The organism is Apibacter sp. (assembly GCF_025291155.1).
In the GTDB taxonomy this organism is placed as follows: Bacteria; Bacteroidota; Bacteroidia; order Flavobacteriales; family Weeksellaceae; genus Apibacter.
The window spans coordinates 1-25,432 of sequence record NZ_JAMBJZ010000001.1 but is presented as its reverse complement, the minus strand read 5'-3'; the positions used below and the strand labels follow the sequence as shown (position 1 = coordinate 25,432).

General features: G+C 29.6%; 22 protein-coding genes. 6 read left to right on the top strand and 16 right to left on the bottom strand.

Annotated elements, in window-relative coordinates; all coding sequences use genetic code 11:
• Positions 1-178: 178 nt before the first annotated feature.
• The 3 genes from M3Z80_RS00110 to smpB form a co-directional block, all read right to left on the bottom strand.
• Positions 179-1,606 (bottom strand): OmpA family protein, encoded by a 1,428-nt coding sequence (locus M3Z80_RS00110; RefSeq protein ID WP_293916334.1) that lies wholly within the window; start codon positions 1,604-1,606, stop codon positions 179-181.
• 105 nt (positions 1,607-1,711) lie between these two features.
• Positions 1,712-3,130, bottom strand: a complete 1,419-nt coding sequence (locus M3Z80_RS00105; protein WP_293916332.1) for an OmpA family protein — start codon at positions 3,128-3,130, stop codon at positions 1,712-1,714.
• Between the two features lie 63 nt (positions 3,131-3,193).
• A complete protein-coding gene (gene smpB / locus M3Z80_RS00100) occupies positions 3,194-3,652 on the bottom strand; it encodes an SsrA-binding protein SmpB (protein WP_293916330.1) in 459 nt (152 codons plus the stop codon).
• 45 nt (positions 3,653-3,697) lie between these two features.
• On the opposite strand from smpB, the gene M3Z80_RS00095 reads away from it, so the two are divergent.
• Complete coding sequence (locus M3Z80_RS00095; protein WP_293916328.1) at positions 3,698-5,320, top strand: ABC-F family ATP-binding cassette domain-containing protein; 1,623 nt, start codon at positions 3,698-3,700, stop codon at positions 5,318-5,320.
• Positions 5,321-5,446: 126 nt separating this feature from the next.
• Here M3Z80_RS00095 and M3Z80_RS00090 read toward each other — a convergent pair whose 3' ends face one another.
• The 5 genes from M3Z80_RS00090 to M3Z80_RS00070 all read right to left on the bottom strand — a co-directional run bounded on the left by M3Z80_RS00090 (position 5,447) and on the right by M3Z80_RS00070 (position 9,414).
• Positions 5,447-6,091, bottom strand: a complete 645-nt coding sequence (locus M3Z80_RS00090) for a C40 family peptidase (protein WP_293916326.1) — start codon at positions 6,089-6,091, stop codon at positions 5,447-5,449.
• Positions 6,092-6,179: 88 nt separating this feature from the next.
• Positions 6,180-6,659, bottom strand: coding sequence for a ribonuclease HI (rnhA, locus tag M3Z80_RS00085; protein WP_293916324.1), 480 nt, complete (start codon positions 6,657-6,659; stop codon positions 6,180-6,182).
• A 2-nt stretch (positions 6,660-6,661) separates the two neighbouring features.
• The gene (locus M3Z80_RS00080; RefSeq protein WP_293916322.1) at positions 6,662-7,369 is read right to left on the bottom strand and encodes an HAD family hydrolase; all 708 of its coding nucleotides are present in this window, start codon (positions 7,367-7,369) and stop codon (positions 6,662-6,664) included.
• A 12-nt stretch (positions 7,370-7,381) separates the two neighbouring features.
• Positions 7,382-8,305 (bottom strand): 1,4-dihydroxy-2-naphthoate octaprenyltransferase, encoded by a 924-nt coding sequence (gene menA / locus M3Z80_RS00075; protein ID WP_293916320.1) that lies wholly within the window; start codon positions 8,303-8,305, stop codon positions 7,382-7,384.
• A 110-nt stretch (positions 8,306-8,415) separates the two neighbouring features.
• Positions 8,416-9,414, bottom strand: coding sequence for a lipoate--protein ligase (locus tag M3Z80_RS00070; RefSeq protein ID WP_293916318.1), 999 nt, complete (start codon positions 9,412-9,414; stop codon positions 8,416-8,418).
• Positions 9,415-9,634: 220 nt separating this feature from the next.
• Here M3Z80_RS00070 and tyrS point away from each other — a divergent pair, with 220 nt between their 5' ends.
• From tyrS to M3Z80_RS00055, 3 genes are all read left to right on the top strand, one after another.
• The gene (gene tyrS, locus M3Z80_RS00065; RefSeq protein ID WP_293916316.1) at positions 9,635-10,930 is read left to right on the top strand and encodes a tyrosine--tRNA ligase; all 1,296 of its coding nucleotides are present in this window, start codon (positions 9,635-9,637) and stop codon (positions 10,928-10,930) included.
• A 77-nt stretch (positions 10,931-11,007) separates the two neighbouring features.
• Positions 11,008-11,502 carry a hypothetical protein gene (locus M3Z80_RS00060; protein WP_293916314.1) on the top strand — a complete coding sequence of 165 codons (495 nt, stop codon included), beginning with the start codon at positions 11,008-11,010 and terminating at the stop codon, positions 11,500-11,502.
• 18 nt (positions 11,503-11,520) lie between these two features.
• Positions 11,521-11,946: a DUF6646 family protein gene (locus tag M3Z80_RS00055; RefSeq protein WP_293916312.1), complete on the top strand. Its 426-nt coding sequence runs from the start codon at positions 11,521-11,523 to the stop codon at positions 11,944-11,946.
• A 53-nt stretch (positions 11,947-11,999) separates the two neighbouring features.
• Here the strand turns inward: M3Z80_RS00055 and M3Z80_RS00050 are convergent, their stop codons facing one another.
• The 7 genes from M3Z80_RS00050 to M3Z80_RS00020 all read right to left on the bottom strand — a co-directional run bounded on the left by M3Z80_RS00050 (position 12,000) and on the right by M3Z80_RS00020 (position 17,995).
• Entirely contained in the window at positions 12,000-12,590 is a 591-nt protein-coding gene (locus M3Z80_RS00050) for an HAD-IB family hydrolase (protein ID WP_293916310.1), read from the bottom strand.
• 51 nt (positions 12,591-12,641) lie between these two features.
• Positions 12,642-13,370, bottom strand: coding sequence for an SDR family NAD(P)-dependent oxidoreductase (locus M3Z80_RS00045; RefSeq protein WP_293916308.1), 729 nt, complete (start codon positions 13,368-13,370; stop codon positions 12,642-12,644).
• Between the two features lie 340 nt (positions 13,371-13,710).
• Positions 13,711-15,030: an FAD-binding oxidoreductase gene (locus M3Z80_RS00040; RefSeq protein WP_293916306.1), complete on the bottom strand. Its 1,320-nt coding sequence runs from the start codon at positions 15,028-15,030 to the stop codon at positions 13,711-13,713.
• 5 nt (positions 15,031-15,035) lie between these two features.
• Positions 15,036-15,920: a UbiA prenyltransferase family protein gene (locus M3Z80_RS00035; RefSeq protein ID WP_293916304.1), complete on the bottom strand. Its 885-nt coding sequence runs from the start codon at positions 15,918-15,920 to the stop codon at positions 15,036-15,038.
• 64 nt (positions 15,921-15,984) lie between these two features.
• Positions 15,985-16,581: a ribonuclease HII gene (locus tag M3Z80_RS00030; RefSeq protein WP_293916302.1), complete on the bottom strand. Its 597-nt coding sequence runs from the start codon at positions 16,579-16,581 to the stop codon at positions 15,985-15,987.
• Complete coding sequence (locus M3Z80_RS00025; protein ID WP_293916300.1) at positions 16,582-17,352, bottom strand: C40 family peptidase; 771 nt, start codon at positions 17,350-17,352, stop codon at positions 16,582-16,584.
• A gap of 10 nt (positions 17,353-17,362) precedes the next feature.
• Positions 17,363-17,995 carry an O-methyltransferase gene (locus M3Z80_RS00020; RefSeq protein WP_293916298.1) on the bottom strand — a complete coding sequence of 211 codons (633 nt, stop codon included), beginning with the start codon at positions 17,993-17,995 and terminating at the stop codon, positions 17,363-17,365.
• A gap of 577 nt (positions 17,996-18,572) precedes the next feature.
• On the opposite strand from M3Z80_RS00020, the gene M3Z80_RS00015 reads away from it, so the two are divergent.
• Both M3Z80_RS00015 and uvrA read left to right on the top strand, forming a co-directional pair.
• Entirely contained in the window at positions 18,573-18,902 is a 330-nt protein-coding gene (locus tag M3Z80_RS00015; RefSeq protein ID WP_293916296.1) for a YegP family protein, read from the top strand.
• A gap of 155 nt (positions 18,903-19,057) precedes the next feature.
• Positions 19,058-21,862: an excinuclease ABC subunit UvrA gene (uvrA, locus tag M3Z80_RS00010; RefSeq protein WP_293916294.1), complete on the top strand. Its 2,805-nt coding sequence runs from the start codon at positions 19,058-19,060 to the stop codon at positions 21,860-21,862.
• Positions 21,863-22,009: 147 nt separating this feature from the next.
• On the opposite strand, the gene M3Z80_RS00005 is transcribed toward uvrA, so the two are convergent.
• Positions 22,010-24,280 carry an aconitate hydratase gene (locus M3Z80_RS00005; RefSeq protein ID WP_293916292.1) on the bottom strand — a complete coding sequence of 757 codons (2,271 nt, stop codon included), beginning with the start codon at positions 24,278-24,280 and terminating at the stop codon, positions 22,010-22,012.
• Positions 24,281-25,432 lie beyond the last annotated feature (1,152 nt).

Sequence of the window (25,432 nt, the reverse complement as noted above, 5' to 3'; positions counted from 1 at the left end):
AAAATAGCATATGTTATCTGTTATCATGATCAAAAAAATAGAGGAAATATCTATAATTTTTTAAACCTTTTCTTAGTAATTATCTTTAACAGAAAAAATTTTTAATATAAAATACGTATTAATAAAAAAGTCATCCAAAATTTGGATGACTTTTTTATTTTAAACTGAGTTTATTAAATTATTTTCTCTTATTGTTAGAAGATTTTACTTTAATTTCTTCAGTAATTGAAACTTTAGAACCGGTTTGATCTAAGATCACAACTCTTCTGTTTTCTCTATCACAAGTTTCTTGATCAGGATAAAGTATATTTCCTTTATCATCTTTCTTAGTATTGATATCTGCTTGTTTACATAACAATTCTGATTTACCAAATCCTCTAGCTATCAATCTATCTTTACTTACATCATTTTTTACTAATTCATTAACTACAGATTGAGCTCTTTGTTTGGATATTCTATTGTTTACTGCTACTGATCCAACTTTATCGGTGTGTCCGTCTACAAAGAATTTTTTACCTTCAAAGCTATCATCGTTCAACATTTTAGCTGCATCTTTAACTAATGGTAAAGATTCTGCTGTCAATTTAGAACTGTTAAATTCAAAGTTTATATTTTTTAATTTGAATGTAACGTCTTTTGTTTCCCAAGGGCAACCGTTATTATCGATCGGTCCTTTTACTGTTGGACAAGCATCATCTATATCAGGAATACCATCACCGTCTGTATCAGGACATCCTTGGAATTGTGCTGGCCCTGCTGCATTTGGACATCTGTCTTCACCATCTGGAATACCGTCACCGTCTGTATCAGGACATCCTTGGAATTGTGGTAATCCCGGAGTATCAGGACATCTGTCTTCATCATCTGGAATACCGTCTCCATCTCTATCGCTAGGTGCTTCCGGTGGTGGTGGTGGTGGTAATTGTTCTTCTTTCTTAGCTCCGAATTTAAATATTAATGATGCGGAATGTTGGAAGAAGTCAGAATAATTTTTTGATTGATTGGCTACCCAGTTATATTGAGACTCAATGTTTAAACCAAAATTTCTAGTAAACCAAAAGTTAATACCTACTCCTCCATTTACTACAAACATATCATCTTTACCAGTAAATTTCCCACCTAATTTGTAATTTTTATCAGGGTTATAGTCATCATCGTACGCATCTAAATGAGTAGATGGATCATCTTCAACAATTTTTATTCCTTTATAAGAATATTTATGGTAGTTTGCACCTACTCTTACATATGGATCTAGCCACCTTAATGATTTAGATTCACTAAGTGGTGTAAATCTAAGACCTAAACCTGCTAAAACAAAAAATTCATCTTTTATTTTTAGTCTTTTATTATCCATATCGCTTATAGAAGCTTGTAAATCAACTGCAAAGTTTTTAGCGATGCTTCTGGCTACCGTTATTTTTGATAATGGAAAAGAAAAACTATAATCATCGGTATCAAAATACCCGTCAAAGATACCCTGCACTGACGTATGGTCAGTAGCATGCATCCCAATCCCCACATACCACTTTTCCGTAGTATTCTGAGCTTTTGTTACAAAGGCCATTATAACAGCTCCTATTGTAATCAATAATTTAATTTTTTTCATACTTAATCTAACTACTATGATTTATTTTATTCTACTAAACAAATTCTATTCCAATATATAAAAAAACCATCCCCATTAAGGATGGTTTTTTTATTTACTAATTTATTATTTTCTAATTTTTACTTCTTTAGTAACTGACACATTATCCCCTGATTGATCTAAGACAACTACTCTTCTATTAGATCTATCACAAGATTCTTGGTCTGGATAAAGAATATTTCCTTCTTCATCTTTCTTAGTTTTTATATCAGCTTGTTTACATAACAATTCTGATTTACCAAATCCTCTTGCTACCAATCTATCTTTTCCTACACCTTCATTGATCAATTCATTAACTACAGATTGAGCTCTTTGTTTAGATATTCTATTATTAGCTGCTACAGATCCTACTCTATCGGTATGTCCGTCTACAAAGAATTTTTTACCTTCAAAGCTATCATCATTTAATAATTTAGCTGCGTCTTTAACTAATGGTAAAGATTCTGCGGTTAATTTGGAACTATTAAATTCAAAGTTGATATTTTTCAATCTGAAAGTAACGTCTTTAGTTTCCCAAGGACAACCTTTATTTTCAATCGGTCCTTTTACTGTTGGACAAGCATCATCTATATCAGGAATACCATCACCGTCTGTATCAGGACATCCTTGGAATTGTGCTGGCCCTGCTGCATTTGGACATCTGTCTTCACCATCAGGAATACCGTCACCGTCTGTATCAGGACATCCTTGGAATTGTGGTAATCCCGGAGTATCAGGACATCTGTCTTCATCATCTGGAATACCGTCTCCATCTCTATCACTTGGTACTGGCTCTTCTTCTTCAACCGGTGGTGGCGGTAATGGTTCTTCTTTCTTAGCTCCGAATTTAAAAATTATGGAAGCGGAATGTTGGAAGAAGTTTATATAATCTTTAGAATATGCTGTTGCCCAGTTATATTGAGATTCTATATTTAAACCGACGTTTTTAGTAACCCAAAAGTTAATACCTACTCCTCCATTTAATATAAAATTATTGTCATGTCCGGTAAATTTTCCACCTAATTTGTAATTTTTCTTAGGGTTATAATCGTTATCATATGCATCTAAATGAGTAGATGGATCATCTTCAACAATTTTTATTCCTTTATAAGAATATTTATGGTAGTTTGCACCTACTCTTACATATGGATCTAGCCATTTTAATGACTTAGATTCACTAAGTGGTGTAAATCTAATACCTAAACCTGCTAAAACAAAAAATTCGTCTTTAATCTTTAATCTTTTATTGTCTATTTCTCCAATTGAAGCTTGCAAGTCAACTGCAAAATTTTTAGCAATGCTTCTGGCAACTGTTAACTTAGACAACGGTGGTACAATACTATAATCATCGGTATCAAAATATCCGTCAAAGATACCACGAACAGAAGTATGGTCTACTGCATGTGCTCCAATTCCGATATACCACTTATCCGAAATGTTTTGAGCAAATACAGTAGTTGCTAACGTTGTAGCCAATCCTGTAAGTAACAAATTGAACTTTTTCATATATAAAAATCTAATTTTTAGGTTGCAAAGTAACATTTTTATTATCTAACTCCCAAGAAAAAATTAATATTTATTTATCATTCTATTAATATTTCTTTTGGTTTCTCTTTCTTTTATCGCTTGTCTTTTATCAAATAATTTCTTACCTCTCGCCAAGTAAACTTGGACTTTTGCCCATCCTTTATCATTGATATACAATTTCGTAGGAACAATGGTAAGGCCTGTTTCTTTAGTTTTCCTTAACAATTTGTTTATTTCTTTTTTATGTAATAACAGTTTTCTTTCCCTTTTTATTGTATGGTTATATCTGGTTCCGAAATGATATTCATCAATTGTCATGTTTATTACATATAATTCGCCATTTATGAATTGACAAAAGCTTTCTGCTATGCTAGCTTTACCTAATCTTATAGATTTTATTTCCGTTCCATGTAAAATTAATCCGGCCTCATATTTATCTAACAATTCATAGTTAAATCGTGCCTTCCTATTTAATACGTTTACTTTATTTTCAAATTTCATAATCAAACTTTTTCTTAGTACTTTTGTACAAATTTATTAAAGTATATGCTTACAGTATCAAATTTATCTTTACAATTTGGAAAAAGAGTACTCTTTGATGAGGTTAATGTAAAATTTACGAAAGGAAACTGTTACGGAATTATCGGAGCTAATGGAGCAGGAAAATCAACATTTTTAAAAATTCTTTCCGGAGATGTAGAACCAACTACGGGGAGTGTTAGCCTTGAAACAGATAAAAGAATGTCCGTATTGGAACAAAATCACTTTGCTTATGACGCTTATCCTGTTTTAGAAACAGTTATAAAAGGGAATCAAAAACTTTTCCATATAAAAGAAGAAATGGATGCTTTATATGCGAAACCAGATTTTTCTGATGAAGATGGTGTAAAGGCTGGAGAACTAGGTGTAATTTATGAAGAAATGGGAGGTTGGAATGCTGAATCTGATGCAGGAACATTACTATCAAATCTAGGGATAAAAGATGACGCTCATTATAAAATGATGTCTGAATTGGAAAATGCTGATAAAGTAAGGGTTTTATTGGCTCAAGCACTATTTGGAAATCCAGATGTTCTTATTTTAGATGAGCCTACCAATGATTTGGATATTGAAACTATATCTTGGTTGGAAGACTTTCTTGCGGGATATGAAAATACGGTAATTGTTGTTTCTCACGACAGACACTTTTTGGACGCGGTATGTACTCATACCTGCGATCTTGATTTCGGAAAATTGAATTTATATACCGGAAACTACTCTTTTTGGTATGAGGCAAGCCAATTAGCAGCACGTCAAAGGGCTCAACAAAACAAAAAGGCTGAAGAAAAAAAGAAAGAACTTCAGGAATTTATTTCCAGATTTAGTTCTAATGTTGCTAAAGCGAAACAGGCCACTGCTCGTAAAAAAATGATCGAAAAATTAAATATTGAGGATATAAAACCTTCTTCTAGAAGATATCCGGCAATTATTTTTGAACAAGAGAGGGAAGCCGGAGATCAAATATTAGAGGTAAAGGAGCTGGAGAAAACTAAGGATGGAGAGTTATTGTTTAGCAATATAGATCTTAATCTTAAAAAAGGTGATAAAATTGCGGTCTTATCTAAAAACTCTTTAGCTATTACTGAATTCTTTCAAATACTATCGGGAGATTCTAAACCTGATAAAGGAAGCTATTCTTGGGGGATTACAACAAAGCAAAGCTATCTACCTTTAGATAATACCAAATACTTTCAATCTGACGATAATCTTGTTGACTGGCTTAGACAATATGTAAACACAGATGAGGAAAGACATGAAGAATATATCCGTGGATTTTTAGGGAAAATGCTTTTCAGTGGTGATGAGGCTTTAAAATCTTGTAAAGTTCTGTCAGGGGGTGAGAAAATGCGCTGTATGTTTTCAAGAATGATGTTATTTAAAGCTAATGTTTTACTTCTTGATGAGCCTACTAATCATCTAGATTTGGAAAGTATAACAGCTTTGAATAATTCATTAACCAATTTTAAAGGTACTATTTTACTTTCTTCTCATGACCATGAATTATTGTCAACTGTTTGTAACAGGATCATTGAACTAACACCTAAAGGAATTATTGACAGATACATGAATTATGATGAATATTTATCGGACGCAAAAGTAAAAGAACTTAAAGCTCAATATTATAGCTAAGATAGTTGCCTATTGATTAAAAATTAAAATATATAAATGATGAGAACCTTTTAGTCTAAAATAAGATTAAAAGGTTTTTTTATAACTATAGCTTTTTAATAGGAAATGAATTTTTGTTAGTTTTAATTATAATATTCGCTGAGCTTTTTTAAATTTACTTTTCCAATAAGATTCCCCTAAAGAACTTATAATTACTCCTTTTGAAGTAGAAGCGTGTATAAATGAAATTTTTCCCGAACTAGAAATGTTGTAGACGATCCCTACATGATTGATAGAACTGCCTCCCGTAATAAAAAACAACAAATCACCTTCTTTTATATTAGATATACTAACATTTTTTCCCGTATTAGACATATCAATTGAACGTCTTGGTAATTTTATATTAATTTTTTTATATGCATTACAAACTAAACCAGAACAATCAATTCCACTAAAGGAATTTCCTCCATATTTATAAGGAGTTCCTTTATATTTTTCAGCCTCTTTAAGAACTAAATTTACATCCGTTGTTTTTCTTGGTTTGTTTACTTCATTTTTTTTGGATTCGTGATGAGGTTCTTTCTTCACCGGTTTATTACCATGGGTAGTAGTGGTACTATGTGGAGGTTTTGAATTGGTTGTATGATGTCTTGTTTTATTTGTATTATAGGTATATCTATTGGAATTAGCATGCTTTGATTTATTTGATGCAGTGGCCTCATATGATACACAAGATGTTAATAATGTAAGAAACAATATTATTGAGCAATAGATTATAACCTCTTTTTTCATACAATTTATTTTATTAGATTCCTCGCGCTAAATTATAAACTTTTTTTAACAAATAATTGCTGATTTATTAACATATAATTTTTGTCAATTAAATATATCTTTTTTTATCCGACATAAGCTTTTCGTATACAATATCAATGGAAAGTTTATCTCCTTTAGCTGCATTAGTTGCTAATTTATCTGCTTTTTCATTGTTAGAATGTCCGAAATGCCCTTTAATCCAGTGAAATGTCACTTTATGTTTTCTATAAATCTTTAAAAATCGAATCCATAAATCCGAATTTTTTACTTTATCAAATTTTTTTTTCTCCCAACCATAAATCCAATTTTTAGTTATGGCATCTACCACATATTTAGAATCTGAGTATATTTCTACTTCTTGATTGGATTTATTTATTTTTTCTAAAGCAGTGATGACAGCCAGTAACTCCATTCTATTGTTAGTAGTCAAACGAAATCCTTCCGAAAAGTTTTTTTCATAGGAAGTTCCTTTAAGAATCATTACAATTCCATATCCCCCTTTTCCGGGATTTCCCGAAGAAGCTCCGTCTGTATAAATTTCTATCATATCTAGTTAAAGATATTTTTTAATTCTAATAAATCTTTGATTATAGGAAATTCAGTAGTTTTATTATAATTCTCTTTTTTATAGTTAAAATATATGGGAAACATCCCTGTTTTTAGAGCCCCCATGACATCAGCTTCCCAATCGTCTCCTATAAAAGCGGAATCATTTACTGAAGCATTGGCTTTTTTAATTCCCAACTCAAATACTTCTTTAGCCGGCTTTCTTTTATTTATTTCCTCCCCACTGGTTACTGTGGTAATATAATCTTTAATAATAGTATCTTGAATTTTTTGATTAGTTTGTTCTATAAAACCGTTGGAAACTATATGCAATATATACCCCTTTGTTACTAAATAATCTAATATTTCTTCTGCATTTTCTATTAAATTATTATTTTCCATAATTTTAGTGAGAAAATAATCGTCAAAATTTTTCCATAAATTTTCATCATTTATATGGAATTCAAGAAACGTATCTTTAAATCTTTTTTCCAATATATCCTGTTTACTTACCTTATTTTGTCTATATAAGGCCCAAAGATTTTCGTTTCTAATGTAATAGCTTGAAAAAAAATCTGAAAATTCCAGTTTATGATTCTCCTTTATTTTCAAGTTCTCATATATACTTTTAAGGGTTAACATTGAATTTTTATCTGTATCCCAAAGTGTATTATCCAGGTCAAAAAATATATGTTTTATTTTTCTTTCCATTTATTTTATGTTTTAAAGGCTTAATCCCATTCCAAAAAAAACTGCAAAAAATAAAGCCAATAGAGCGGTAGGCTTCATATAGAGATCCAGGTCTTTAGGATTTTTCGTATATAAAATTTTTCTACGCAATATAGTATTAGGAATAAATAATATAAAAAATAAAAAGGGTTTCAAAGAGGACCAACTTTCAAGCTTAACAATAAATTCATTCTGATGTATAAGTAAGAATATAAGGCATAGTATGAAAGGAAGATTCATCAATACCATTTGATAGTATTTAGCATTTTGATATCCTAAACGCAATGCTAAAGTTTTTTTATTACTGATTTTATCCGAATTAATATCTCTCATATTATTTAGATTTAATACGGCAACGCTAAATAATCCAACGGCAGAGGCAGGAAGTAAATTGTCCCATGTAAAAGTTTTGGAATATAAAAAATCGCTTCCGAGGACGGAAACCCATCCAAAAAAGATGAATACGAATACATCTCCTAACCCCATATATCCATACGGTTTCTTCCCCATGGTATAAAATATAGCTGCTAAAACACATGCTATTCCTAATCCTATAAAAATAAAAAACTCTTTTTTATAGGTTGGAATAAAAGCATACCATAATAGAGCTACAGAGGAAAATAAAGAAAGAATTATAGTAATAACAATTCCCTGAAACATGGCTGATTGAGATATGGCTCCGGACTGAATAGCACGAGCTGGACCTACTCTTAGTTCATTATCTGTTCCTTTGGTTCCATCTCCATAATCATTAGCAAAATTTGATAGAATTTGGAACAATATAGTAGTAAGGCAAGAGAGCCCAAAAATAATTCCATCAAAATCTCCTTTCCATTTGGCGAGTAATCCTCCTAAAATAATCCCACTGAGAGAAAGCGGTAAAGTTCTTAATCTAGCTGCTTCGATCCAATTTTTCATCTATTTGTCTCAAATTTTCATATTAATTACAAAAATACATTATTTAATATTATTATTGATTTGAATTAAACAAAGAGCTATCAGTTACATTTTTATCGGTTCTTCAAGTGTTAATATATTAGAGTAAGAAATTCTTCTAACGTTATTTTACCGAAATATAAGGAAAGATCCAGTCCTCTTAATGATTCGGCAACGGATTGTTTGGTGTATTTCTTGCCGATGAGTTTATTCTCAATATCTTCTAAATTGCCTACTCCGAAAAAATCTCCATAAATCTTTATCGCAGTAATTATTCCATCTTGAACATTTAATTTTAAGTCAATAGAGCCAATAGGAAACCTTTGAGTTCGTTCCATATAAAATTTAGGCGAACGCCCAAAGTTCCATTCCCAATTTGCATATCTTTCTTGTGATATTTTTCTAATTTGACTCCAATCTGACTCTGTCAATTCATACTTAGTGATGTCCTTAATAGAATCAACATTAAAAATAGATAATAAAAGCTTATCTCTAAATTCTTCTATGGTTAATTCCGTTGTAATATAATCTGTAATATTGGCTACCCTGCTCCTAATGGATTTAATTCCTTTAGATTCGATTTTATCTTTTCTAACTTTTAAGGATGTACTCACTTCATCCATGTTGCTATTGAACAACAAAGTTCCGTGGGTAAACATTCTTTTATTGGTTGCAAATTGAGCATTTCCACTTATTTTTTTATCTCCTACCAAAATATCATTTCTTCCTTTTATTTCTGCATTTACCCCCATCTGTTGTAATGCTTTAATGACCGGATTTAAATATCTTTGGTAATTGGAAAAGCTGTTTCCATCGTTTTTAGTAATAAAACTAAAATTAAGATTTCCTCTATCATGATACACTGCTCCTCCTCCCGATAGTCTTCTTACTACTTTTATATTTTTTTTGTCTACATATTCTGTATTTATTTCTTCGATGGTATTTTGGTGCTTACCAATAATTATGGAAGGATCATTTATATAGAAAAGTAAATATGAATTTTCTTCTATTGGCAGATTCATTACTAGATATTGTTCAATGGCAAGATTTATTTCAGGATCGTAATTGTTTTTATTATCTACAAATAACATTCTAATTTTTTTGATCAAAAATACAATAAATACGCTTATACTCTTTTTTAGAATTTATAAAGGGGCTTATATTACTCAATAATAAATTAAAGTTACTTATAAATATTATAGTATATATTTAAATTTATTTAGTTAAAACGGCAAAAAACTATATTTTACGCCTATAAATAGATCATATTAAGCGAAAAATTATAAATTTGCCTGTTGAAAAATCTATCATATGAATTCTTTTATTGAGGAGTTAACTTGGAGGGGATTGATTCATAATTTAATCCCGGGGACAGAAGAACAATTAAATAAGGAACTAACGTTGGGATATATCGGTTTTGATCCAACCGCTGATTCTCTACATGTGGGTAGCCTAGTACCTATATTACTTTTAGTTCATTTTCAAAGACATGGGCATAAGCCTGTTGCCTTAGTTGGAGGTTCGACAGGTATGATTGGGGATCCATCCGGAAAAAGTTCAGAACGTAATTTACAGGATCATGAAACTTTACAAAAACATCTCTTAGGGATAAAATCTCAACTTGAAAGATTTTTAGATTTTGACAGTAACAAGCCAAATTCTGCTATCATGGTAAATAATTATGATTGGATGAAGGATATTACATTTTTAGATTTTGCAAGAGATATCGGTAAGCACATTACCGTTAATTATATGATGGCAAAAGACTCCGTTAAAAAAAGATTAAATGGAGAATACCAAGAAGGCATGTCTTTTACAGAATTTACCTATCAGCTTTTACAAGGATTTGATTTTTATCATATGTATAAAGAAATGGGCGTAAAGCTTCAAATGGGCGGTTCCGATCAATGGGGTAATTTGACAACAGGGACAGAACTTATTAGAAAAAAAATCGGAGAAGAAGCCTTCGCCTTAACTTGTCCTTTAACTACTAAAGCAAATGGCACCAAATTCGGTAAAAGTGAGGGAGGAGAAAACATATGGTTAGATGAAAACAAAACTTCTGTCTTTAAATTTTATCAATTTTGGCTTAATATAACGGATATTGATGCGGAAAAATACATAAAGATTTATACATTCCTATCAAAAGACGAAATTGAATCATTAATAAAAATTCACCAAGATAATCCATCTCTAAGAATCTTACAAAAAAAACTAGCCGAAGAAGTCACCATTTGGGTACATGGAAAAGAGGAAACAGAAAAGGCAATCAAAGCTTCATCTATCCTATTTGGTAAATCTACAAAAGAAGATTTTTTATCTTTAGATGAAAATACATTTTTATCATTATTTGAAGGAGTTCCTCAAAAAGAAGTTTTTTTAGAAGAACTAAATAAAGGAATTTCAATTCTTGATGCTTTGTCTGAGGTGAGTGGTTTTCTATCATCAAAAAATGAAGCGAAGAGGGCCTTAAAGGAAAATTCAATTTCTGTGAATCAAGAAAAAGTAAAAGAAGATTTTATTATCAATAGCAAAGACTTAATTCAAGGAAAATACGTTTTACTTCAAAGAGGAAAAAAATCATATTTTATTTTAAAAGGTCTTTAATAAAAAAAGTTCATATTTTAAATTAAAATCTAAAAAAACACAATATATATTTTTGTAATACGTAATATAACAATCAGATGAAAGGTCTTATTAAGTTTTATCACCCTGATGAAACCTTAGTGTATCACATCAGGAAATGTTTTTGTAAGGTTGTTTTTCTTAATAAGAAGAACACCTTAGTCGTTGAGGTAGAATCAGACGATGATTTGGATCACGTTGAGGAAGATTCATTTCAAAATGAATATCCGCAGGTATCTTTTTCTATAGAAGATTTTGAAATTCCAGTAAAGACTATTCAACAACTATGTGGAAAATCATTTCAGATACCTTCTTATGAAGAAAAAGAAAATGAAAATGGGGAGGTAGAAGAGTTGTATTATACTAATCTGAATTTAAATGATGAAGAAGATTTGGAAACTGATAACAATGAATTAAAATTCGGAAAAGATGAACAAGGTAATTTAAAACTAATATGGCAAGGCTATTGTGAAGATTTTATCACTCAAGATGAACCGATACGTTTTAAGGTATCATGCTCTTTTATAAATGATATCTTAGAAATAGATGATTAATTTGAATTATTTAAATAAATGAAAAAAATAATAGCTCTCTTTTATATTTTGGGAATGATATCATTTACCCATGCACAAAGTTTTAGTGGTATACACGACCAAAAAATGCAGTTAGGAATTAACGCCTTCGGGTACGGAACTGGAATTACCGCTTCCTATGATTATGGAGTAATGGATTGGCTTTCTTTAGGAGCTGGAGCAGACCTTTACTGGAGTGACGATGATGATAATTTTTTTATTTTCGGGCGTGCTAATTTTCACTTAAATGATCTTTTAGACCTTCCTAAAAATATGGATCTATATCCCGGTATAAATATAGGAGGAAGAAATGAAGGCTTTGGTATAGATGCTCATATTGGTTATCGATATTTCTTCGATGATAGGTTTGGTGCATTTGCAGAACTAGGTAGCCACGGCTCACTTGGGATTATCATAAATTTATAAAATTAAAAAAATATATTAGGAAAGTAATCTTAATTTATATAAGATTACTTTTTTTATTCAAAGTATCGAAAATGGGGATTTGTAGCTAATTCCAGCATATATTTATCTCCTTTACTGTCTCCAAAGGCATATATTTTTAAAAATCTGGCTAATTGAATTTCTCCTACAATTCTAACCACTTTCTGCTGACAATTACAATTAGGTGTTACAAATTTACCAGTAAAAATACCCTCTATGAATTCTGCTTTTGTTGAAATTAGACGAAGTCCTAAATATTTTGCAAATGGTTTAACCCATATATCAAGAGAGGCCGTAACAATATATTTATTCGCTTCATTTGACAAATCTTTTATATATCTCCATGCTTTAGGTCTTATCAAATCGTTTTTTCTTAATTCAAAATATTGTTGCGCTAACTCTTCAATTTCTATATAAGTTTTACCTTTTAAAAATTGTGAAATAAATTGTTGTTTAATTTTTCCGGCATTCAACAATTTAAATCTTACTAGTATAAATAACGGAATAAACTTTATAAAAACATTTTTATAGCTGTAAGGAAATGAAACTTGTAAAAAATCAAACAAAGTATCTTTAGTAGTTATTGTTCCATCGAAATCAAAGAGATATAATCTATTTTCTTCCATTAAAATTGATTCTTTCTTTTTTGTTGAGAGTTTAAATTTTTCCTATGAATATTACATTTTCAATTTTTTAAAAATAAATTCTGGAACATTTTTTACTATTGTCATTATATACCACCAAATACCTGTAACATATATTTTATTTTTTTTCTTCTTATATGCCCTATAAATTATCTCTGCGGCTTTTTGTGGTGTAGCAGTTAAAGCTTTAGGCAATGTCAATCCTATCGTCATTTTTGTATCCATAAAACCAGGAAGAACCGTCATAACATGAACATTTTTATGATAAAGATAATTTCGTAAACCATCTAAATAAATCATAAATCCAGCTTTTGAACTTCCGTATATAAAATTACTTTGCCTACCACGAAGTCCGGCAACAGAAGATAATCCAATAATAGTTCCTGATCCTTTAAGTTCAAATTTTTTAGCAAAATAACTTACTAAGGGAACTAGTTTAGAATAATTTATTTTAATTATTCTTTGTGTATTTATCTCATCGTATAAACCTTCATCCGTATTTTTACCTAAAAATCCTGTTGCACAAAACAATAGGTCAGATTCTATAGTATCAAAAACAGAATAATCCGAATCTTGTATTAAATCAAATTTGATGATTTCTGAATCTTGTTTATGCTTAACTAATAGATGCTTTGAAATTCTTTCTGTTTCACCAGGATTTGATGTTATTAAATATATTTTAGAATACTTTTTATTACCTACTGTGAGAAATTTGTCAACAAATGCTTGAGAAATATCTGAAGTTGCTCCTAGTATTATCATTTCATCTTTAAATTATATAAAATTAAACTTTTACTATTAATTAAATTACCTTTTTGGATCATTTTAAAAATCAGGGTTTATTGATCTGACTATATTTGCATCTATGCGACTTAGTTGTAAATAGGTACAAAACATTCAATTTATTTTTATTTTTTAGATGTATTTTATTATTCAAACAACCAATTGCAATAATCTCTCTAGAATTTCTATTTATTTTAAAATACGAAACTGAATCCCAAATAATTTCCTTATGTAGAATTAAACAATGGAATTATGAGGAAGCTAAGAGTTGAAATGATAACAAATCTATATATTATTCATTATAATCTTTCATATAAGATTAATAATTTTCTATCCTTTTTCTTTGCAACGAATCAAATTTATTAGTTTGAGGAACTTTTACATAATCTATTAAAGATTTTTTGGACATGGAATCTTTTGCCAAATAAATTCTTCCTCCATAATATTCAACAATTTCATCCAATTCCCTTACTAATAAAGGTAATTTTTTATTTATTTTGAAATCTAAAGCCAAGCTATAACCATCAATAGGAAAAGAATTATGAGCTTTTAGATTTCCTTTTTTATATAATTTTAATACTGCAAGAAAAGATCCTTGACCACTTTTAGCTATTGCTTTTAAAATTTTTGTCATTCCTTCTTTTCCAACTTTTTTAGGAATAATAAATTGATATTGAATAAATCCATTTTTACCATATATCCTATTCCAATTATTTATAGCATCCAGGGGATAGAAGAAAGTATCATAATCGACAATATTACTAATGATTTTCTTTCTTTGTTTGAAATAATATAAATAATTAAATGCTTTAACACTCCATGTATTTAAAATGAAGGAAGGGAAATCAAAAGGTACATTCAATTTGAATTTTTTCTTAGGCTTTAAAGGATTTCTCCCCCATTTAGTAGGTAATTCAGATAATTTAGCATGTTCCCCTACCATTAATATAGATCTACCCATTTTTGCTCCCTTTTGTAAACAATCAATCCATGCTACACTATAGGTCCAGTCTTCCGATTCATCAAAAAATTTAAATATTTCCTCTAAATTATCGGCCTTTAATACTTTTTGATTAATATAAGCAGTTTGTATTCTCTTTAAACTGAATCGAGCCGAAATAATGACTCCTGTTAATCCCATGCCTCCAATGGTATTCCAAAATAAATCGGAATTTTCTGTGGGGGAACACTTTCTTAGCTCTCCATCCTGAGTTATAATTTTAAAATCAATAAGATAATCTCCAAAACATCCTTCTGAATGATTATTTTTTCCATGTACATCAGATCCTATAGCCCCTCCAACCGTTATTAATTTCGTACCTGGTGTAACAGGTAAGAAATATCCTTCAGGAACAATAACATCAAGAATATCAGACAATATAACTCCTGATTCACATTCGAAAATACCATTTTCCCTATCAAAAAATATAAATTTATTCAAATGCAAGGTTGATAATATATTATCATTATTTAATGAATTATCACCATAGGATCTCCCGTTGCCTCTAGCAATTATAGAGTTACTTTTTGTAATTATTTTTTTTATCTTTAGTATGTCAGATGTAACATGAAAATTAGTTTTAACTTTAGGATATTTTCCCCAGTTAGTTACATTTTGTTTATTTTCTGCATTACTCATAAAAATTAATTTAAATATTTAAGAATAAAAACCATTATCAACCATAAGATTAAATCTATTTGAAGGAACAAATCTTTATATACTACTTTAGTAGGTGATTCTGTTTTATTATATACAAAGGTTAATTGTAAATATCTAAGAATTCCTATAACTACAAATAACGTTGTATAAATAATGTATTCATGAAAATTTTTTTTAATCACCGGATCTAAGGTATACATAATATAGCATACGACAAAACAGGTAGAAACAACCGTAATAGCTACATCTATAAATTGAAGATTATATCCATTTAAGGCTTTTCTTGTTTGGCCGGTTATTTGTACATTTATTAATTCTCCTCTTCTTTTAGCAATGGCCATAACTAATGCTAAGAAAAAGGTAACTAAAATTGCCCAAACAGATATAGGTAGACTGACTGAAAAACCTCCTACATAAATTCTTAACAAAAAACCTATAGCTATTATAATTACATCAATAATTGCAATTTGCTTTAATTTATAACTATAAGCCAAATTCATAAGAAAATAAATAGTTATTAGGAAGGCTACCTCCCAAGATTGGATAATGAAGCACATAAAATAGGCGCTAAAAAATAATAGTGAGAAAACTATAAATGCTTGATTTATTTTTATTTTCCCAGATGCTAAAGGTCTATTTTTTTTCACCGGATGCATCTTGTCATATTCAATATCCTTATAATCATTAATTATATATATAGAACTTGAAATAAATGAAAAAGAAAAAAAAGCTACTACTGAAATTAATACCATATGTAAATCCAATAATTTACCGGCAAAAAAAATAGGAAGAAAAATAAAAATATTCTTAAACCATTGATGAATTCTAATTAACCTTAAATACCTCACTAATAATCTAAAATAATACATTATGTAAATATATTAATTTTAGAAAAAAATAAAAAAGACTATTTTAAATTAATAAACATTCATCTTAAAAATTAAGTGATAATTGTTCAGGAAATAGCTTAAATGTCTTCCTATGTAGAGATGTAATTCCATATTTTAGAATTGCTTTTCTATGGGCAATTGTAGGATAACCCTTATTACTTTTCCAACTATATACCGGGTAATCTTCATGAAAATTTTCCATTAAAATATCTCTGTAATTTTTAGCAAGAATCGATGCCGCTGCAATATTCATAAAATTAGCATCTCCCTTAATTGCGCAACAGTGTGGTATATTTTTATATTCTAAAAATTTATTACCATCGATTAATAAAAATTCAGGAGTAATTTTTAATTGTTCCAGTGCCAAATGCATTGCCAAAAAACTAGCGTTTAAAATGTTAATTTCATCAATTTTTTGTGGTGATACTTCTGCAATTGCATAATCAATTGCATTTTGTCTAATAATACTATCTAGCTCCTTCCTTTTCTTTTCACTTAATTGTTTAGAATCGTTTATCTCTTCGTTAAAAAAATCTTCAGGAAGTATTACAGCTGCAGCTACTACTGGACCAGCCAAACAACCTCTTCCCACTTCATCTAAAGCTGCCTCAAACTTATATTGTGAATATTTTTTTTTCATTTAAAAAATTCTTCTGATAAATCTCAATTGATGAGTATATTTATTTAGATCATAATTAAAAATTCCTGTATAATCCAAACTATCAATACGCACTTTTCCATGAGCATGAAGAATTTTTTGATCAGGAAGTATAAAACCTACATGTACGATCTTACCTTCTTCATTTTCAAAAAAAGCTAAATCTCCAGGTTCTGCTTCTTCTATAAAGCTTAAAACTTGCCCTTCTAATGCTTGCTGATTTGCATCTCTTGGCAATTTATATCCAGCTAATTTATATACCATTTGAACTAGTCCGCTACAATCTATTCCATACGTTGTTTTTCCACCCCATAAATAAGGGGTATTAATATACCTAAATGCTAAATCTAAAATTTGCTCTTTTTTTTGTTTGCCCTTTAATAAAACTTCATCAATTAAGAAATGTTTATCTGGAGCTAATTCAAAAATATTTCCTTTAATAAATCCGCGCAATTCTGCCCCTATAGTAACCGGAAATGGCTGATTATTAAGAACCAAAAGACTAAATGGTTCCGAAACGTATGAACTTTCCTGAGAAAAATTTGCAAATTCTATTTCACTAAGAATGTATATCTGTTTAAAATCTACCCAACCTTCGTATCCATCAAAAATAATTTTAACTTTCACCCATTGTTGTTTAACATCTATTATTTCACTAAGTTCTCCAAACAACAATTGAGTTACCATTTCTGAGGTATCAGAAGGTTCTTTTCGTACTGGAGCAACACTTACTTGACAAATGGATTTACTCATAACTGCAAATTTATTTCTTTCTTATAATACTTATACCATCTCTTATAGGTAAAATTACTACTTCTAAAGACGAATCTAACCTTACATAGGTGTTAAATTCCTTTATAAATTCAGTTTTTTTGTCTTTAAAATTCTCAACAACTTTTCCTTTCCACAAAATATTATCTGCTATAATTATTCCGCCTGAGCGCAACTTAGGTTTAAGCAACTCTACATAAGTTACATAATTTTTTTTATCTGCATCTAAAAATACAACATCAATATTTTGTTCAATCTGCGGAATCACTTGCAAAGCATCATTCAAAACAAAATCAATTTTTTTAGAAAATTCAGATTTTTGAAAATATTTTTTCGGTATATAAGCCGTTTCATAATTACTATCAATTGTAATTATTTTACCCGATTCTGAAAGACCTTCTGCCAGACATAAAGTAGCATATCCGGTAAAGGTACCTATTTCTACAATTAAATAAGGAGATATTAACTTGGAAATCATACTCAATATTCTTCCTTGTAAAATACCGGATAACATATGGGGTTGTGTTGTTTTTAAAAAGGTTTCTCTTCTTAACTCTTTTAATAATACCGGCTCTTCTGTACTATTTTTCTCAATATAATCTTCTAATAAAGGGGTTAACTCCATTTTTATATTATTCTTTACAAATATAATTTGTTTAAAAAAAATATTAATATTAAATAGCATTTTATCCAAAATAATCGCTCTAATATTTATAATAGTTTATAAAAATAATTAATGCCTATTAAAATTTACTTTTATAAAAATTTAAAAACAGAAAATATCAAAAAACCTACTCTTACTTTAATAAATAATATAAAAATTAAAATTATAACTAGATTATAATATAAATAAAAAAATAATTATTTTTAATATTAAGGTTAAATAAATTAAAGAAGTATAAGATGCTAAAATATATATGCAAGATAAATAAAATATTATAAAATAATATCAAACAAATGAAAAATGTAAAAATGTCAGTCTATATTTTCAAATGAACAGTAGTGGAATCTGTTCTAAAAAGTGTTAAAATTTTTAATTAAAAATTTATCAGAAATCAGCTATAACCCTTTATTTTAGCCTACCACACGATATTATCAAGTTTTTTATTTATTGTTAAAAAATATAGAAGATTTTTGTTTATAAAATAATGGCATGATTTTTTCCTACCTTATGCCATATTAACACTAAATAGTATAACAATATGTTTGAAATTTTCAAAGACAAAGAAGGAGCTTTTTTCTTTAGATTAAAAGAAAAAAATGGTCAAATTATTCTTGAAAGTGATGGGTATACACAAAAAACAAATTGTCAAAAAGGAATTAGTTCTGTAAAAAGAAATTCCAAAAATGAAGACCGTTTTGAAGTGAAACAAGCATCTAACAAAAAATGGATGTTTAGTTTAAAATCCGGTAACGGACAATTAGTAGGGACCAGTTCTTATTTTGATTCTGAAACCGATGCTAAGAATGGTATTAGAACAGTTATGAAAACTGCACCCGTATCCGAAACAGTTGACTTATCAAAAAAATAGATTCCATAAATTGTTATCTAAAATGAAAAAACCATCTTATAAGATGGTTTTTTCATTTATAACAGTAAAAAATTTTTTATTTTCCTATCTTTGTATATCTTCTATAGGTAAGAAAAATATATTTTCAATAGATAAGCAAATTCAAATACAAACTTTTGAAAACCAATAATAAAATAAAAACCCATTCGGATCAAGATGTGGTTTTAATAAAAAATGCACATCTTCATAACCTTAAAAATATAGATGTTTTAATTCCTAAAAATAAATTAACCGTAATTACCGGTGTATCTGGAAGTGGCAAATCTACATTAGCTTTTAACACTTTATATGCTGAAGGGCAAAGACGTTATGTTGAAAGTCTGAGCTCCTATGCTCGTCAATTTTTAGGAAAATTAGAAAAACCTCAAGTAGATGATATTAAAGGACTTGCTCCTGCTATAGCTATTCAGCAAAAAGTTATTTCCGGAAATCCAAGATCAACAGTCGGTACTTCCACTGAAATATATGATTATTTAAGACTATTATTTTCAAGAGTAGGTAAAACATACTCTCCCATATCAGGGCAAGAAGTAAAAAAAGATGAAGTATCTGATGTAGTAGATTACATACAATCTATACCTGAAGGAGGAAAATTTTTATTATTAGCTCCAATAAGTACTATAGATAAAGACTTTAAAACTTTTTTAAATACATTAAAAAGTCAAGGATACGTGAGGCTTGAGGTAGGAGGTAATATTGTCACTATAGAAGATTTGGAGAGTTTCGGATTTGTTCCTGAGGCAAACACCAAAATAAACTTGGTTATTGAAAGATTTTCAGTAGAACATAATGATGAGTTTCTACAAAGATTTGCCGATAGTGTACAAATTGCTTTTTATGAAGGAAAAGGATCTTGTTTCATAAAAAATGTAGATACCCAAGAAACTAAATCTTTTTCCAATGCTTTTGAACTCGATGGCATTAAATTTAACGATCCTACCATACATTTTTTCAGCTTTAATAATCCTTATGGAGCTTGCTCTACTTGTGAAGGATATGGAAAAATTTTAGGCATAGATGAAGATCTTGTAGTTTCCAACAAAAATCTATCTGTATATGAAGATGCTATTGTCGCATGGAGAGGAGAAAAAATGAGCGAATGGAAAGATGAATTTATTAAAAAAGCATCTAAATTGAACTTTCCTATACATAAACCTTATTATGAGTTAGATGATAAACAAAAAGAAATTTTATGGAGAGGTACAGGAGATCAGCAATTTCCTTGTCTTAACAATTTCTTTAAAATGGTAGAAGAAAATACCTATAAAATACAATACCGAGTAATGCTTTCCAGATACAGAGGTAAGACAATTTGCCCTGTATGTAAAGGAAGTCGTTTACGTCCTGAAACCAATTATGTAAAAATAAACGGGTATTCCATTAATGACTGGACAGAATTACCTATGGATCAATTACATGGTATAATAAAAAATTTAGAACTTAATGAGTATCAGAAAAAGATTGCTAAACGCTTACTCTTTGAAATAAACAGTAGAATAGAATTTCTTTTAGATGTCGGTTTAGGATATTTAACTTTAAATCGAGCTTCTAATACTCTATCCGGAGGTGAATCCCAGCGTATTAATTTGGCAACTTCTTTAGGGAGTAGCTTAGTAGGCTCTATTTATATTTTAGATGAGCCAAGTATTGGACTGCATGGAAGAGATACCTATCGCTTAATATCAGTATTACAAAAATTACGAGATTTAGGCAATACCGTTGTTGTAGTCGAACACGATGAAGATATTATGAAAGCAGCCGACTATTTGGTTGATATTGGTCCGAAAGCAGGTAACCTAGGGGGGAATGTTGTATTTTCCGGAACTTATTCCCAAATGATTAAAACGCATACTTTAACGGCTGAGTATTTAAATGGTGAAAAAAAGATTGAAATACCTAAAACCAGAAGAAAAACAAAAGAATTTATTGAAATTACTGCGGCTAGACAAAATAATTTAAAGGGTATTGATGTAAAATTGCCATTACATTGTTTAACGGTAATAACAGGTGTAAGCGGTTCCGGAAAAAGTACCTTAATGAAAAACATTGTTACGCCTGCATTACAAAGAAAATTAGGAATAAATGGAGATAAGCCAGGCAACTTTTCCGAATTAAAAGGAAATTGGAGTGAAATTAAACACCTTGAGCTGATTGATCAAAACCCTATTGGCAAATCCTCACGCTCTAATCCGGCTACTTATGTTAAAGCCTTTGATGATATCCGCGACCTATTTTCCAAGCAAAAGCTTAGTAAACTTAATGATTTTAAACCGAAACATTTCTCTTTCAACGTTGAAGGTGGTCGTTGTGAAACCTGTTTAGGAGAAGGCGTTATAACCGTTGAAATGCAGTTCATGGCTGATATCGAATTAGAATGTGAAACTTGTCATGGAAAAAAATTTAAGCAAGATATTTTAGAAGTAATGTATGAAGGAAAAAATATAGCAGATGTATTAGAAATGACTATAGATGAAGCTATAACTTTTTTCAAAACACATAATCAAGATAAAATTTCAACTAAACTTCAACCTTTGCAAGATGTCGGCTTAGGTTATTTACAATTAGGGCAATCTTCAGGAACATTATCGGGAGGTGAGGCACAACGAATAAAATTAGCTTCATTTCTAGTAAAAGGTAATTCTTCAGAAAATACTCTATTCATTTTCGATGAACCTAGTACTGGTTTACATTTTGATGATATAAATAAATTGCTTAAGTCATTCAATGCTTTAATTGAAAATGGCCATAGTATTATGGTTATTGAGCATCATCCGGACATTATTAAATGTGCTGATTATTTAGTTGATATAGGTCCTGAAGCCGGAATTAATGGAGGGAATGTCGTTTTTCACGGAACACCTGAGGAGATTATTAAATGTAAACAATCTTATACGGGACAATTTTTAAAAGACAAGCTATAAATGTAAAATTTATATAAGTTTCTTTAATAATTTATACGTTTAAATACAATATGAAGATAACAAAATTTTAGAATTAAATAATTTGGTTTCATAAAATAAAAAAACACCGGAAATATCCGGTGTTTTTTAATACAAAATTTTTAATAATTAGCCTTTAGCTTCATTCATCTTGATTAGATTTAGAGCTGAACCAGCTTTGAACCATTCAATTTGTCCTTTATTATAGGTATGATTGGCTTCAATATTTTCTTTATTACCGTCGGAATGCACTAATTCTATAGTAAGTGATTTTCCTGGAGCAAACTTATCTAAATCTAAAAAATTAATTATATCATCTTCCTGAACTTTATTATAATCGTCTGGATTAGCAAATGTTAATGCTAACATGCCTTGCTTTTTAAGGTTTGTTTCATGGATTCTTGCAAAAGATTTCACTAATACAGCTCTAACTCCTAAATGTCGAGGCTGCATTGCGGCATGCTCTCTTGATGAACCTTCACCATAATTGTAGTCACCTACTACTAGGGTCGGCACTCCATCTGCTTTATATTTTCTGGCAGAATCAGGAACAGCCATATATTCTCCAGTATCTTCATTTTTAACTTTATTGGTTTCCATGTTAAAGGCATTCACAGCACCAATCAAAGTATTGTTAGATATATTATCTAAATGTCCTCTAAATTTCAACCATGGGCCAGCCATTGAGATATGGTCTGTAGTGCATTTTCCGTATGCTTTAATCAACAGTCTGATTCCAGTAATATTTTTACCGTCCCAAGCCGGAAAGCTTTCTAGTAATTGTAACCTTTCCGAGGTAGGAGAAACCTCCACGTTTATAGCTGAACCATCTTCAGCCGGTTTTTGATATCCCGGATCATCAACCTCAAAACCTCTAGGGGGAAGCTCAAAACCTTTGGGTTCATCTAACATTACCTTTTCGCCTTCATCATTAGTGAGTTTATCTTTACGAGGATCAAATCCTAAATCCCCGGCAATTGCCAATGCTGTTACTAATTCAGGGGAAGCCACAAAGGCATAGGTATTTGGGTTTCCATCAGCTCTTTTGGCAAAATTTCTATTAAAAGAATGTACAATTGTATTTTTCTCTTGTTTATCTGCGCCTTCTCTTGCCCACTGACCTATACAAGGTCCGCAAGCATTAGCAAATACCTTTCCTCCTATCTGATCAAAAATACTTAAATATCCATCTCTTTCTACTGTGTAACGCACTAATTCTGATCCAGGTGTAATGGTATAATCAGCCTTGGGGCTAATTTTTTTATCTGCTGCTTGTTTAGCTATTGATGCTGCTCTTGAAATATCTTCATAAGAAGAATTCGTACATGACCCTATTAATCCAACTTCCACTTTTAAGGGCCACCCGTTTTTTTCAGCAACTTCTTTTATACGTGAAATAGGGGTTGCAATATCTGGCGAAAAGGGTCCGTTAAGATGAGGTTCTAAGCTACTCAAATCTATTTCAATCAACTGATCGTAATATTTTTCAGGATTTTCATAAACCTCTTTATCAGAACGAAGTTCATTTTTTATTTTATCCGCCATTTCAGCAACTTCAGTACGACCGGTAACTTTTAAATATTTCGACATATTTTCGTCATAAGCAAATATAGAGGTAGTTGCTCCTACTTCTGCCCCCATATTACAAATAGTCCCTTTTCCAGTAGCTGATAAAGACTCAGCACCTTCTCCAAAATACTCTATGATACATCCTGTGCCGCCTTTAACAGTTAGAAGACCGGTAACTTCTAATATTATGTCTTTAGGTGAAGCCCATCCATTCAGTTTTCCTTTTAAGTGGATACCTATTAATTTTGGAAATTTTAGTTCCCAGGACATCCCTGCCATAACATCTACTGCATCTGCTCCTCCTACTCCGATTGCTATCATTCCCAAGCCTCCTGCATTAGGTGTATGAGAATCTGTCCCTATCATCATTCCACCAGGAAATGCATAATTTTCAAGAATGACCTGATGTATAATTCCTGCTCCGGGTTTCCAGAATCCTATTCCATATTTATTAGAAACAGAAGACAAAAAATTATAAACTTCATTATTTTTATTAATTGCTTCCTGTAAGTCTTTATCCGCCCCAACTCTTGCTTGAATTAAATGATCAGCATGAACTGTAGAAGGCACAGCTACTTTCTTTTTTCCCGCTTGCATAAATTGAAGTAAGGCCATTTGAGCGGTTGCATCTTGCATTGCGACTCTATCCGGAGCAAAATCAACATAAGATTCACCTCTAATAAATGCTTCAGACGGATTTTTTTCAAACAAATGTGAATATAATATTTTCTCAGAATAGGTTAAAGGCCTGCCCACTAATTCTCGAACGGCATTAACCTTCGACTGATAACGGCTGTACACCGTTTTAATCATATCTAAATCAAAAATCATATAGTAATTTTATTTTATGCTTTCTTTATTGTGCTTTAACAAATTAACTTAACTTACCTAATGCCTAATTATAAGCTTTGGTCTAAGGTAGTGTTAAGCCATGATATTTTTCATATGCCTTTAAATATACAATTTTAAAATTAATATGTGCATTTTTTAATTTATTTGACAAATATTTATATACATTCTAAATAATTGATTATTATTTTTACTTTTAAACTGTTAAAAAGAAATAATTCATATAATTTTTTTCAATACATGAATAAAAATTATTTATTTAATATTTTAATTTTTATTAATATCAATTTAATGTTCAATTGAAATATATTAAAATTTAAAATTATCTTTTTTATTATCATTTTATTAAAAAATACTCATTAATTTGAAACAACATATATTTATTGACAAAACATATATTTAAAGGATTAAACAAGTTGTTTAATCCTTTAAATTAAATAATTAAATTGATAATAAAAATGGCTCTCTTTTAAAAAAGAGAGCCTCAACTACACTAATTAGTTGCTAAATCATAACAATAGGTGCTTAATAATTCTAAAATTTGTACATGACAAATATATTCTATTATTATTAATCTAAATTGAGGAATCCCGTAATGGTATTTTTTTTTATAAAATATTTTAAAAAAAAGAAAAGTCCTAAAAATAATATTCCCCTTAAAAACACTTATATAATAACAAATTGATTCAAAATAAATTAATTTTATAAATATAAATACTCAGATAAATAATATTGAAATATGAAATATATCATATTAAAAAAATAAAATCAAAAATATAAAGATATATAATCAATATATTTTTATGATTAAATTTTCACTATTTTCTTATCTATAAATATTGAATATCTACCTAAATAATAAAATTACAACATTAAGATAATTTAAATCATAAAAAAACAACAAACACATATAATTCAAATACAAATAAAAAAATAACATAATATATATATTATTATTTAGCATATATCAATTTAATAGACCAAACATTTTTTTATTTAAACGATTAAGCATAATCTGTATTTTATTATTTAAAAATTTTATTCTTAATTATTTTTCTATTAATCATTAATCCTTTTATTTTTTAATTTTATTTTTAAAGTTATTCCGTCGTCATATCTCCCGTATCTAAGCTT